We start from the raw sequence: 13,045 nt of genomic DNA on the forward strand, positions 1-13,045 counted from the left end.
CCCACCCCCTGCCAACCGCAAATCAGTCCTTCGCGTGCAAAGTCTCCAGCGTGCGTTTGCGCAAGCGCGTATCGTGCAGCGCGCCCACGGCTTCAAGCACGGGATATGCGGTCGAACAGAACAATGAATTCAACCGCTTCATATCGCTAATCACATCGAGATGCAGTGCGCTGGTTTCGATGCTGCGCACCGTTTGCCCCACCAGCCGGTCAAAGTGCGCATACGAATAAGCCCGCTCAAGATCACGAAAACGTTCTTTCTCTGCCAGCAGCCGTTCGGCGCTACGCAAATCGTTATTCAGAAATACCGATAGCCCAAGCTGCAGATTGCTAACAAGCCGCGCCTGCAAATCATCCAGTTCGCCCAGCCCTTCTTCCGAAAAAGCGAGCTGGTGCGCAATCTTCTTCTCTTCGATATTCCCGACAATCCGCTCCAGGATGTCGCCCGAATGTTCCAGGTTAATCGTCAACGCAATGATGTCGGTCCAGCGGCGGCTGTCGGCTTCGTCCAGTTGCTCGCGTGAAATCCGCGCCAGATAGGTTTTCACGGCGGCGTACAGCTGGTCGATATCGTCGTCCATGCGAATGGTGTCGCGGGCTTTTTGCAGATCGTTGTGATGAATCAGATACGCGACGTTCGCCAGCATCGCGCCCACGATATCGCCAATCCGCAGCACTTCGCGCGCCGCATTCGCTAGCGCCAGCGCGGGGGTCGGCAATGCGGCGGCATCCAGATGCAGGGGCCGCAGTTCGCCATTGGGTTCTGCACGATCTGGCAGCAGCCGGTTACAGATGCGCGCCACCGGATCAATCAGTGGCAGGCAGGCGCAGCAGCGCAGTGTGTTGTACAGCAGATGGAATCCGACGACGGCTTCGCGCGGATTACTAATTAATAGTGGCAGGCCACGTGCCAGCCATGAGGTGAAAGGCAAGATCAGCAATGCGCCTGCCAGCTTGAAACTCAGGCTGCCGAGTGCGAGACGCCGCGCCGCCGCATTCTGCGTCAGCGTGCCAAACAGTGCGAGCAAACCACTGCCAAGGTTCGCGCCAATCACGAGGCACAGCGCCACCTTCAGCGACACCACGCCGGATGATGCGAGCGTGGCGGCCAGCAGCACGGCGGCCAGGCTGGAATACGAAAGCATCGCAAATCCGGCTCCAACCAGTGCATCGAGCATGGTGTCGCCTGTCAGCGCGCCAAACATCACACGCACGCCATTGCCTTGCACCATCGGCTGCACGGCTTCGACAATCAGGCTCAGCGCCAGCAGAATCAAACCAAGTCCGATCGCGGTGCGGCCAATCTGGCCGAGACGGGTCTGTTTGCGCGACAGGAATAACGGCACGCCAACCAGCAGCAGCATGGGTGAGAGCCACGACAAATCGAGTGTCAGCACGCGTGCCATCAGCGCGGTCCCGACGTCCGCGCCAAGCATGATCGCCAGCCCGGCAGCGAGCGGCAGCAACCCCTGGGCGGCAAATGACGTGACGATCACGGCGGTCGCATTACTGCTTTGCACCAGACTGGTCACGATAATGCCCGCACCAAACGCCTTGAAACGGCTATCGGTACTGCGTCCGAGAGTGCGGCGCAAATCTGCGCCGAGCACGCGCAAGATGCCCGTGCGAACAATGTGTGAGCCCCAGACAAGGAGCGCTACACCAGATAAAAGATTCAACAGGATCAACATGGAACGCTACGTATAAATGCCGTAATTAACTAACTGATTCACCCAAATCACATCAACGTGGTTGATGCCGGCCTGGGCGCGACTGGCCGGTAGTGTTGCACAGCTTTTGTCTCCAGATTGATATAGACGCCTCTGCGGGCCATGAGATAAAACAATATGACGGCCTGAATGCGTTTATCCGACGGATTCTTTTCTATTTCTTTTCAGTTTTTCACATTACACAAGGCTGATTGACGGCTTATTAGAGGCTAAATGACAGCATCCATCGCGTCGTCCATTGCCTCGCTTTTGATTGCTCAAATCTCGTCATTGAGCCAATGACAGCAAGCTTGCCCATCGGGTTAGCCTTGTCTGGGTTGGTTGGAAGCGCTGCGTGTGTGGTGTTAGACTCTCGCCCGTCTTTTTTCTGCCCGTGATTTCTGACGCCTTATGGTCCCACGACAGGCCCCTCGACAACGCAACCGGATAACCGCATGGCTTGGCCTGATCGCCATGTGGCTCGCCTTGCTCGCGCCTGTCGTCAGCCAGTTGATCGTCTCGGCCCATGCGCGTGAGCCTATTGCCGCGCTGTGTTCCGTGTCGCGGCCGCAAAGCCTTACGCTGTTCAGCCAGCCTGAGCATCCGCCGGTTTCGCTGAGTCATGACGATGCCTTCGGCGCCTGCGGTTACTGTCATCTGCTCAAGCATCACGTCGCCATCACCGGCGTCCCTCCGTTCACGCCCATTTCGGCGCTCGTGCTTGCCAGCGTCACGCCCCCCGTACTCTCCACCCACTTCACCCCGCTTGGCGCGTTTCCGTCTGGACGCCCACGCGACCCGCCCGCCGTTTCCTGATCGCAACTGCTTCCGGCCATCACGCTGAACACGTCTGTTCAGGGTGTGTGCGTCCGTTCGTCTAATGCTTCAAGGAAACGCTCATGTTCAACTTTGCATGGCGCTGGCTCGTCGCAGCCAGCCTCGCCAGCGTGCGTAAGCGCGCGCGTACTCGTCATCTCGCACTCAGCCTGGTGCCACTCTCGCTGAGCGCCTCGCTCGCCCACGCGGACGCTCTCCCCGTCGAAAAGACGCTCCCCACTGTCACCGTCAACGCCACGTCGAATCAAAGCGTGACGGACGCTCTCCCGGTAATTGATGCGAATCAGCCTGGCTCAGTCGAAACCGTCACACGCGAACAATTCGACAACTGGAACATCACCACCACCGATGACGTGCTGAAGTACCTGCCTAACCTCGCCGTGCGCAAACGCTTTACCGGCGATCTGAACGCAATCATCGCGGTGCGCGGCACCAGCAATGCGCAAAGTGCACGCGGGCTGGTTTATGCCGACGGCTTGCTACTGAGCAATCTGCTTGGCAACCGCTTCTCGTTTGGTCCGCGCTGGTCGATGGTGTCACCCAGCGAAATCGAACAGGTTGATGTGATTTATGGCCCGTTCTCCGCGCTCTATCCCGGCAACTCACTGGGCGCAACCGTGCTGATCCGCACACGTATGCCGAAGGCCTTCGAAGCCGAAGCAGACGTCAAAACATTCACGCAGCATTTCGACCTGTTTGGCGTGAATCAAAACTTCAACGGAACGGAAACGAGCGCATCAATCGGGGACCGGATCGGCAAGTTCTCGTACCGGCTAGGCGTGAATCATCTAGACAACACGGGCCAGCCGATGAGTTATGCAACGCTCGCGCAATCGGCCACACCGGCCAAACCTGGCGAGATTCCCGTCACCGGTACGTTCCGGTACAACGACCAGACTGGCAAGCCGACGATCGTGACGGGCATCCGTGGCGAGGGTATCCAGCACACCGTTCAGGACCAGTTCAAGCTGAAACTGCAGTACGACTTCACGCCAGCCCTGCAAGGTGGCTTCACGCTCGGGTACTGGCATCAGACCTACAACAGCCAGACCTCGACGTACTTACGCGACGCTAACGGCAATCCGGTCTACAGTGGCCGGGTGAATCTCGATGGCAATTCGTACGCGATTCCCGCTGCCACGTTTGCGCCAAGCCTTGGGCAAAACGAGAACTGGCTCTACGGGGCCTCGCTGAAAACCCGCAATGCGACTGGCTGGAACGGCGAGGCCGTCGCGTCTTACTACAACATCAGCAATAGCGTCGCGCGCACAGCAAATTCTGGTATCCCAGGCAATGGCCCGGGCTCGGTGATCTTCGGCGATGGCACGGGCTGGAAAACCCTCGACCTCCGCGGCACGTACACACCGCACTCAGCGCAAGCGGGACTAACAAGTCACTGGTTAAGCGTCGGCTATCACTACGACAACTACTTTCTCAACAACCAGAGCTACGCCACGTCGAATTGGCGTGATGGCCCCGCCACGAGCTTTGCCAATGCGTTCCAGGGCAAGACGCAAACCCAGGCGCTCTACGCCCAGGATGCGTGGCGCTTTTTGCCGCGCTGGAAGATGGTCTACGGTGGCCGCTATGAAAGCTGGCAAGCGTATGACGGCTTGCAGGCAATGCCTGGCACCACGCTGCGCTTCGCTGGAGCGAGTGAGCAGCATTTTTCGCCGAAAGCATCGCTGTCGTTTGATGTCACCAACGATCTGACCTTGCGTGCCTCGGTGGGCCAGGCCTGGCGCTTTCCGACGGTGAGTGAGCTTTTCCAGGGGCAAATCAATGGTTCAGCCATCGTCAATAACAACCCGAACCTGAAGCCTGAAGATGCGCTGTCTAAAGAGCTGACTGCCGAATGGGCGCACTGGAACGGACTGTTTCGCTTCTCGCTGTTCCAGGATGACGTCAAAAACACGATCTTCAGCCAGACCGATACCAGCGTGATTCCAAACGTGACGAACTTCCAGAACATCGGCCGAGTTCGTTCACGTGGCTTCGAAAGCAGCTATCAGGGGCAAAACGTCTGGCTGCCAGGGCTCGATCTGCTAGCGAGCGTCGCCTATACGCAGTCAAAAATCATCGCTAATCCGCAAAACCCAGCCAGCGTAGGCAAGTACTTCTATCGCATCCCGCTATGGCGGGCGAATCTCGCCGCGACGTATCACTTCGATGAACGGGCTGCCGCCACGCTCGCCGCACGCTATTCCGGCCGTCAATACAACACGCTGGACAACATCGATACCAATCCGAACGTGTATGGCGGCACCAGTTCGTACTTCGTCGCTGATGCGAAGTTCACGTTCAAGCCGACGAAGCACAGCGAGATAGGCATCGGTGTCGACAACCTGTTTGACGCACGTTACTTCGTCTATCACCCGTATCCCGGGCGCACGTTCTACCTCGAAGCGAAGCTGCACATGTAAGCGCCCGCATGGCGCACCAGGCGGTGCGCCATGCCTCATTATTTTTATCAGGAGAATTGCATGCCTACCCCGACCGTCCCTGCTGCGGGTTATCGCACGCTGTGGCGCTGGCACTTTTATGCCGGGCTTTTCGTGATGCCGTTTTTGCTGATTCTGGCGCTCACCGGCTCGCTGTATTGCTTCCAGCCGCAAATCGAACCGCTGCTGTATCCGCAGCAATTGCTGGTCACAGCGCAAAACACACCCCCGCTGAGCGCCGACACGCTGCTGGCCAGCGCTCGCACAGCGCTCCCGTCAGATGCCGTACCCGTGAGCGCCGCAATCAACACCGCACCCAACCGCAGCACTGAATTTATCTTTCGGGTTGCCGATGGCACCCGTCAAAGCGTGTACGTGAATCCATATAGCGGCGCAGTGCTAGGCACCTTGAGCGTCGAACAACGCCTGATGCAGCTCGTCCGGATGCTGCACCGCAAGCTGTTGCTCGGCAAACCCGGCGAGTTGCTGATGGAGCTTGCTGCCTGCTGGACGCTGGTCATGCTCGGCACCGGCATCGCGCTGTGGTGGCCACGTGCGGGCACTTCCGTGCGCGCGGCACTGCGGCCACGCTTTGCGCTCAAAGGCCGGCCGCTATGGAAGAACCTGCATGCGGTCATGGGCATCTGGCTCGTGCTTGGTGCGCTCGCGTTCGTGCTGACCGGGCTGCCGTGGTCAGGGTCGTGGGGCAAACAGTTCAAGGCGCTGGCGACTAGTGCCAACCTTGGTGCACCCGCCGGTGCACGAGGTAACCCGGGATTACGCTCAAAGCAACCTCAGGGGCACGCTGAACACGACGAACACGCTGAGCATGCTGGCCACGCCAACGCCATGGTGCTAGACGACTTACCGTTGCCCAGCACACCGTGGGCCGCAGGCAATGCACCCGTGCCCCACTCCGCTGCCAGCCAGGCCCAGCACCCGATGCCGCTGGCCCGCGCGATCAAACTGATCGCCGCGCTCGGCGTGACCAGTGGCTACAGCATCGCGCTGCCGACCACCTCCGACGGCGTCTACGCCGCCTCGTATTTCCCCGCAGATCCGAAAACCGAACGCACGATCTATCTGGACCAGTACAGCGGGGCCGTGCTGAAAGACATCCGCTACGGCGACTATGGCGTCATCGCACAAGCCATCTCTTACGGCACATCGCTGCATCTGGGACGGTATTTCGGGCTGGCCAACCAGATTCTGTGCGCAGTGATTTCATTAGGACTCGCTGGCATGACACTCACCGGGGCCGTGATGTGGTGGAAGCGCAAACCCTCCGGCATCAGCCTTGGCGCACCTTCGCGTGAACGCGATGCACCGCCGCTGCGCGGCTGGAAAACAGGCCTGGTCTTGCTTGGCCTTGTCTTTCCGCTAATGGGCGTCACGCTGCTGGCGGTGTGGCTGGTGGACCGAACCCTGTTTCGCAGCACCAAGGCTGCCGCCACCTGACTTAAACCCGACACACCAAAAAAAAACCGCTTCTGCCGATATGACAGAAGCGGCTTACACACCGAGCCTCCCAGTGACGGGAGGCACCACTTGTTACTTGAAGAACAGTGTTGCAGGCGAGCCCGATTCTTTGGTGCCCAACTTGATTTCCTTGTTGCCAATCTTCGTCATCATGCATAGCGAAACGGTTCTGTCGCTACGCTTGCGCGCTTCCTCGACGATCTTGTTCAGCTCATCCGAATCACGGTACTTGAACTCACCTGACTTCCCTATCCACGCCCGCACCGCTGGGCCAACGCCACACTGCGGCGCATTTTTTTGCGTCAAGGTTTGTTCGCTCCAGTCCGCCGAGGTTTCGTAGAAGAACACCGCGAAGTCCTCATCCGGCGCGTTATCGACCGCGCGGTAGTGCACGGTAACGTCCTTATACGGCGCGCTCTTCAACGCATCTTCGTCCGGCAGCACGAATTTCATATACGCGACTTTGGTTTCATCCAGCACGCCAGGCGTGCCACGTTGTGACAGCATCTGCTTTTCAGCACCGAAGTTGTTATTCGCGTAAGTGCCGCCCCTCACATAGGCATCGTCGCTTGCTGGCGCATTCAGCACAGGGATCGCCTTGTTGCAATCCGCACCACGGTTGAAGCAGTACTTGACCATGTAGTCCATCGTGTCAGCACGCCAGCCGTTAAAGAAATCAGCATGCGAGGTGTAAAGGTTGCCCCATACCGGCACCGCAACATCGCCCGCCATTTGCGGATTCATTGATAGTTCCAGATCAGAGACGTTGTTATCGCCGCCTTCCAGGAAATAGCCGAGATTCATCTGCAACTGCGGAATCTTGACTGGGTAATTAGCCGGGCAAACGCCATCTACGGAATACGCGGCATTACGCGGGCCGTGATGCGATGGCGCCAGATTCTTTCCATCCCAGCAATTCGGGAATTCGATGGCCAGATTGAATTGCGCCTTTTCTCCATCGAAAATCGGACATGAAGCCGGGGGGTTGTAATAGTACTTGCCGCTATTTGCAGAGAATTTGCAGTAGTACATGATTTCTGGCTTCGACTTGGTGCTGTGGTGATCTCCCGCCAGCAACTGCAGCCCCTTTGGAAAGGGCGTGACCGGATGCCTGGAATCCTGATTGCGATAGTAGGTTTTCATCGTGAACGGCTTGATGATTTCGCCCGTGCTCTTGCGGCGCATTTGTGGTGCCCAGTACGCCGAGCCGTCTGCCCTGGAGGTGCAAGTCGTTTGCGGATTGGCGAGAAGCTTGTCGGCCGTAGTAAATGCATCGGCATGGATATTGCCGAAGAAGTCATGCACCATCGCCTTGCCTGGCTGGCCAAACATCATGACCGGATCGTCCGGCAAGGTATGCGACAGCGTGCATTCAATGTTGAACTCGCCGTCAGGGCCCTCAAGACCTTCAGGGACGTCATCCCCCGCCACTCGCATCGCACTGGCATGCGACACCGGCGCAGCCGTTCCGGCACTGTCGACTCCACCATCACCACATGCGCTTAATGCAAACACCGTCCCGCTGGCCAGCAACATCAACGCCAGCCTTTTATGTTGATTCAATAAATTCATGATTAGCCCCGTAATACACATAAAGATTTTTATTCAGCAAGCATCGCCATTCCAACAATCAAGCAACCAATTAATTAACCGCAATCATCAGTTGTATTTATCGAATGAATTTCATCAGCATTGCTGAACGGCGAGATTCTAGTTGCGGAGTAAGAAAATTCCTACACCAACCTATTAGAATTTTTATTTTTAAGAATATTCTTAGATACTCTTAAGCATTCAGCATAAAAATTAGATGCCCCTTGCATTTACTTTCTTGATTACGCAATAAATAGCGTGAAACAGAAGCAATTCCGGCTATCCAAGACGAGTCCGCCATAAAAAAAGCGCTGAAACGTGCCAGACCACGGCACGCCAGCGCTTGCACCTTCAATGACACAGCCACTCCGCCAGCAACCCACTGGCCATGCGGCCCACCAGCTAACGACTCACGCGGCGAAATCGAGCACCACGCGGCCTTCGATCTGCCCGGCATGCATCCGCTTGAACACCTCATTGATGTTTTCCAGACGATCGGTCGAAACCGTCGCGGCCACCTTGCCTTGCTCGGCAAACTCCATGGATTCCTGCAAATCCAGCCGGGTGCCGACAATCGAACCACGCACGGTAATCCCCTCTAGCACCATGCCAAAGATCGGCAGCGGAAAGCTGCCAGGCGGCAGCCCATTGAGCGACACCGTACCGCCCCGCCGAACCATCCCTAGCGCCTGCTCGAAGGCAATGGGCGACACCGCCGTGACCAGCACACCATGCGCGCCGCCGATCTCTTTCTTGAGATACGCCCCCGGATCGGTCTTTATCGCATTCACCGTCACGGTTGCGCCCAGCTTGCGCGCCAGTTCGAGTTTTGCCTCATCCACATCAATCGCCGCGACGTTGCGCCCCATCGCCTTCGCGTACTGCACCGCCATGTGGCCCAGACCGCCAATGCCGGAAATGGCAACCCAGTCACCGGGCTTGGTATCGGTCACTTTCAGGCCCTTGTAGACCGTCACGCCGGCACACAAGACCGGTGCGATATCGACGAAGCTGATTTTGTCCGGCAAACGACCCACATAAGCGGCGTTTGCCAGCGCATATTCAGCAAAGCCGCCGTTGACTGAATAGCCCGTGTTTTGCTGCGCTTCGCACAAGGTTTCCCAGCCGCCCAGGCAATGCGGGCAATAACCGCACGCTGAATAGAGCCACGGAATGCCTACCCGGTCGCCTTCCTTGATATGCGTCACCCCCGCGCCGACAGCCGCGACATAGCCCACTCCTTCGTGACCGGGAATAAACGGAGGCTTTGGTTTGACCGGCCAGTCGCCTTCGGCGGCGTGAAGATCGGTATGACACACCCCGCAGGCTTCGATCTTGACCAGCAGGTCGCCAGCAGCGGGGCGCGGGACCGCGACTTCTTCAATCGTCAATGGCTGGCCAAATTCACGGACAACAGCAGCTTTCATGGTCGGATTCATGCGATGACTCCCTGGAACGAGGTGAATGACGCTCTTAGGTTCCACCGCGCCGGGGATCGGCACGGCGGCGCTCTGAACTGCATTAGCGGGTGCTGGTGCTGCGACTTGCGGACTTGCGGCTTGCGGCTTGCGACTTGCGACTTGCGACTTGCGACTTGCGACTTGCGACTTGCGACTTGCGGACTTGCGGACTTGCGGCTTGCGGCTTGCGGGCTTGCGGGCTTGCGGGCTTGCGGGCTTGCGGGCTTGCGGGTTTGCGGGTTTGCGGGTTTGCGGGTTTGCGGGTTTGCGGGTTTGCGGGTTTGCGGGCTGCGGGTTTGCGGGCTGCGGGTTTGCGGGTTTGCGGGCTGCGGGCTGCGGGTTACGGGTTACGGGTTACGGGTTACGGGTTACGGGTTACGGGTTACGGGTTACGGGTTACGGGTTACGGGTTACGGGTTACGGGTTACGGGTTACGACTTGCCGATTGCCGATTGCCGATTGCCGATTGCCGATTGCCGATTGCCGATTGCGTCACATGGTAGGCCTCGCTTTGCGTGCCGCCTAGCGCGTGAATTGTCACACCAGCGTCAAATCCGCTTGCCCCCACCTGCCGCAGCAGCAGCCCCGAAACATGCGGCGCGCGCATTTTTCCAGTCGCGGCACAACCCTCAGCGCCATGCGCCAAACCCCTGCACGCCATGCCTGTCAACGCATCCAAACGGGTACAATTGCGCCTTTCGTGCGCCGCAGAAGCTGGGCCGGATCATCGGAGCTGCGCCACGTCGCGGCCACCGCCCCGCCCCCGAATTCGTCCCGCGGCCGCCCCGTGCTTCAACCGCACGGCCAGCGTTGCACAGCAGACCACTGCAAACCCGCCTTTCACTATTTCCAATAGGTTGTCCCATGAGCCTCAAATGCGGCATCGTCGGCTTGCCCAACGTCGGCAAATCCACTCTGTTCAATGCACTGACCAAGGCGGGCATCGCCGCCGAAAACTACCCGTTTTGCACAATCGAGCCCAACGTCGGCGTCGTTGAAGTGCCGGACGCGCGGCTCGACGCACTGGCCGCCATCGTCAAACCCGAGCGCATTTTGCCGGCCGTGGTGGAATTCGTTGATATCGCGGGGCTGGTCGCCGGCGCGAGCAAAGGTGAAGGGCTGGGCAACCAGTTCCTGGCCAACATCCGCGAAACCGATGCCATCACGCACGTCGTGCGCTGCTTCGAAGACGACAACGTGATCCACGTCGCGGGCAAGATTGATCCGCTCTCGGATATCGAGGTCATCAATACCGAGCTCGCGCTGGCCGATCTGGCCACCGTCGAAAAATCGCTGACGCGTTATGCCAAGGCCGCCCGCTCAGGCAACGACAAAGAAGCGACCAGGCTCGTCGCCATACTGGAAAAAGTCCGCACGCAACTTGATCAGGCCAGGCCCGTGCGCGCGCTGAATCTGTCGGACGAAGAGCAAGCGCTGCTCAAGCCGTTTTGCCTGATTACCGCGAAGCCAACCATGTACGTGGCCAACGTTAAAGAAGATGGCTTCGACAACAATCCGCATCTCGACGCGGTACGGCGATTTGCTGATGCAGAAAAAGCGCCGGTGGTGGCGGTGTGCGCGGCCATCGAAGCTGAAATTGCCGATCTGCCCGACGAAGACAAAGAAGTCTTCCTGGCCGACCTCGGCATGCAGGAACCGGGCCTGAACCGCGTGATTCGCGCAGGTTTCAAGCTGCTTGGCCTGCAAACTTACTTCACCGCCGGGGTAAAAGAAGTCCGCGCCTGGACCATCCACATTGGCGACACGGCCCCGCAAGCAGCGGGCGTGATTCACACGGACTTTGAACGCGGCTTCATCCGCGCCCAGACCATCGGCTTTAACGACTTCGTGGCCTACAAGGGCGAACAAGGCGCGAAAGAAGCTGGAAAAATGCGCGCCGAAGGTAAGGAATATGTCGTGCAGGATGGCGATGTGCTGAATTTCTTGTTTAACGTGTAAGCGGCATCTGACGATTTTTTTCGGCACTCAGGAGCGCCTGGCGGGTTAAGCAGGCCTTTTCCTTTTCTGGGTAGGGCCGTTGTCCCTTGGATGCCTGCCGCTCCCTTGCCGTTTGCCTTTGCCGAAGTCCAGGTGCCGGAAATGGGGTAATCAAGCCATAAAAATGGGGTATTTTCTTAGAAATTACCCCATTTAACGACTATGATTACCCCATTTACACAGCCCAAGCTTACATTTTCATGCACTCGCTCACACCCGAGTACCTCGCCGCGCTTCGTTTCGATGGCACCCAGGCCGCCACGTTGCGCTCACTGGGCGAGTACCAGGGCAAGCAGCAACTCTACGCTGCACAATCGCCCGAAACCCTCAAGGGCCTACGCCAAATCGCGGTGGTGGAGTCCACGGAGTCGTCCAACCGGCTGGAAGGCGTTGTCGTCGCACCCTCGCGCTTGAAGTCTCTGGTCATCCGCAATGCGGCACCGAAAAGCCGCTCCGAACAGGAGATCGCTGGTTACCGCGACGCCTTGGCCCTGATCCACGAATCCGCCACGTACATGACCTTCAACGAGGGCGTGGTGCTGCAATTGCATACCCTGCTGTACCGCTACATGCCGCAGGCGGGTGGGCGCTGGAAAGCCACGAATAACGACATCATCGAACGTCACCCGGATGGCACCTCACGTCTGCGCTTCCAGCCGGTCGCGGCACACCTGACGCCGATGGCCATGGTTGATCTGACTGGGCGCTACGCGAGCGCACTGGACCAGCATCTGACCGACCCCCTGGTACTGGTGCCGCTGGCGATGCTCGACTTCCTGTGCATCCACCCCTTCCCGGACGGCAACGGCCGCATGTCCCGCTTGCTGACTCTCTTGTTGCTTTACCACTTCGACTATGCCGTAGGCCGCTACATCAGCCTGGAACGCATCTTCGAGGAAACCAAGGAAAGCTATTACGAAACGCTGGAAGCCAGTTCGCAGGGATGGCACCAGGGGCGGCACGACGTCAAGCCATGGCTTGATTACTTCTGGGGGGCCTTGCTGCGGGCGTACCGCGAGTTCGAGGAACGTGTCGGCACCATCGAGCGGGGACGTGGGAACAAGGGCGACCGGGTGCGGGCGGAAATCCTGAGACGTAGCCTGCCGTTTTCGATTTCTGAAATCGAAGAAACTTGTCCGGGGGTGAGCCGGGACATGGTCAGGCTGGTATTGCGGGCGATGAAGTCAGAAGGACTGCTCGAATCGACCGGCAAGGGGCGTGGGGCAAAGTGGCTTCGCATCACTCAAGGCGTCGCCGGCACAGTTCCTTGACTGGCATGCCAGCATCGGCTTCCTTTAGAAAGCCGATGCTTTGCTCTGCCGAAAAACGCTTTTTATGTCCACCTTCCGCTCTGAAAACGGGCTCTATTAGATTCCCTGTGACCCGGTTCATGGGAGGCGGCTAAGCCGAACAAAACCGGCATTGGCTCTTGGCAGTAAGCGGATATTCCGCTTCAGCGACTGGCGTCCGCAGCGCAGACTGCGTTGCGAGAAGCAAGCATCGCGCCTGCGTGTGATACGGCCGCTACTGCC

8 protein-coding genes and 1 pseudogene are annotated in these 13,045 nt (G+C 58.5%); 5 read left to right on the top strand and 4 right to left on the bottom strand.

From position 1 onward, the window contains the following. Nucleotides 1-22: 22 nt before the first annotated feature. Nucleotides 23-1,690: a Na/Pi cotransporter family protein gene (locus tag GH656_RS13400; RefSeq protein WP_153076392.1), complete on the bottom strand. Its 1,668-nt coding sequence runs from the start codon at nucleotides 1,688-1,690 to the stop codon at nucleotides 23-25. A 429-nt stretch (nucleotides 1,691-2,119) separates the two neighbouring features. Here GH656_RS13400 and GH656_RS13405 point away from each other — a divergent pair, with 429 nt between their 5' ends. From GH656_RS13405 to GH656_RS13415, 3 genes are all read left to right on the top strand, one after another. Continuing rightward, nucleotides 2,120-2,524 carry a DUF2946 domain-containing protein gene (locus tag GH656_RS13405; protein ID WP_153076393.1) on the top strand — a complete coding sequence of 135 codons (405 nt, stop codon included), beginning with the start codon at nucleotides 2,120-2,122 and terminating at the stop codon, nucleotides 2,522-2,524. Between the two features lie 83 nt (nucleotides 2,525-2,607). Beyond that, complete coding sequence (locus GH656_RS13410; RefSeq protein ID WP_153076394.1) at nucleotides 2,608-4,968, top strand: TonB-dependent receptor; 2,361 nt, start codon at nucleotides 2,608-2,610, stop codon at nucleotides 4,966-4,968. Between the two features lie 60 nt (nucleotides 4,969-5,028). Beyond that, nucleotides 5,029-6,444, top strand: coding sequence for a PepSY-associated TM helix domain-containing protein (locus GH656_RS13415; RefSeq protein ID WP_153076395.1), 1,416 nt, complete (start codon nucleotides 5,029-5,031; stop codon nucleotides 6,442-6,444). 93 nt (nucleotides 6,445-6,537) lie between these two features. On the opposite strand, the gene GH656_RS13420 is transcribed toward GH656_RS13415, so the two are convergent. Both GH656_RS13420 and adhP read right to left on the bottom strand, forming a co-directional pair. Further along, nucleotides 6,538-8,037 carry a DUF1996 domain-containing protein gene (locus GH656_RS13420; protein WP_217352254.1) on the bottom strand — a complete coding sequence of 500 codons (1,500 nt, stop codon included), beginning with the start codon at nucleotides 8,035-8,037 and terminating at the stop codon, nucleotides 6,538-6,540. A gap of 428 nt (nucleotides 8,038-8,465) precedes the next feature. Beyond that, nucleotides 8,466-9,494: an alcohol dehydrogenase AdhP gene (adhP, locus tag GH656_RS13425; RefSeq protein ID WP_153076396.1), complete on the bottom strand. Its 1,029-nt coding sequence runs from the start codon at nucleotides 9,492-9,494 to the stop codon at nucleotides 8,466-8,468. Nucleotides 9,495-10,379: 885 nt separating this feature from the next. On the opposite strand from adhP, the gene ychF reads away from it, so the two are divergent. After that, the gene (ychF, locus tag GH656_RS13430) at nucleotides 10,380-11,474 is read left to right on the top strand and encodes a redox-regulated ATPase YchF (protein WP_153076397.1); all 1,095 of its coding nucleotides are present in this window, start codon (nucleotides 10,380-10,382) and stop codon (nucleotides 11,472-11,474) included. A gap of 239 nt (nucleotides 11,475-11,713) precedes the next feature. Beyond that, entirely contained in the window at nucleotides 11,714-12,784 is a 1,071-nt protein-coding gene (locus GH656_RS13435; protein WP_153076398.1) for a Fic family protein, read from the top strand. On the opposite strand, the pseudogene GH656_RS18235 reads toward GH656_RS13435, so the two are convergent. Continuing rightward, a pseudogene (locus tag GH656_RS18235) lies at nucleotides 12,765-12,905 on the bottom strand (transposase); the annotation flags it as partial. The gene GH656_RS13435 and the pseudogene GH656_RS18235 sit on opposite strands and share 20 nt — an antisense overlap. Nucleotides 12,906-13,045 lie beyond the last annotated feature (140 nt).

This window comes from Paraburkholderia bonniea, from assembly GCF_009455625.1.
Taxonomy (GTDB): Bacteria; Pseudomonadota; Gammaproteobacteria; order Burkholderiales; family Burkholderiaceae; genus Paraburkholderia; species Paraburkholderia bonniea.